The sequence below is a fragment of the Methanosarcina spelaei genome, from assembly GCF_002287235.1.
In the GTDB taxonomy this organism is placed as follows: domain Archaea; phylum Halobacteriota; class Methanosarcinia; order Methanosarcinales; family Methanosarcinaceae; genus Methanosarcina; species Methanosarcina spelaei.
Genome location: NZ_LMVP01000472.1, coordinates 1 through 261 on the forward strand (window position 1 = coordinate 1; position 261 = coordinate 261).

Below are 261 nucleotides of genomic sequence, written 5' to 3' on the forward strand. Positions count from 1 at the left end.
ATGAAAATCAATGCAATTGATAACGATTTTTCCTTAACCGATGACCAATGAATATAAATTATATTTTTTAATTATATAAATGTTGATGGGGGAGTTAAATTGCTTAAATTAGGCTATAAGATCGCACCTGAACAGTTCCCCCCTTCCGAGTTGCTGAAACAGGTAATAGCTGCTGAAGAGGCAGGCTTTGAAAGTATTGATGCAAGTGATCATTTTCATCCCTGGAGTGAAGAAGGACAGGCTTGCTTTATATGGAGCTAG

The 261-nt window shown here is 36.8% G+C and carries 1 protein-coding gene; it reads left to right on the forward strand.

What is annotated here, in order from left to right:
- The first annotated feature begins 99 nt into the window (after window positions 1-99).
- The gene (locus ASJ81_RS16750) at window positions 100-261 is read left to right on the forward strand and encodes a hypothetical protein (protein ID WP_245860233.1); all 162 of its coding nucleotides are present in this window, start codon (window positions 100-102) and stop codon (window positions 259-261) included.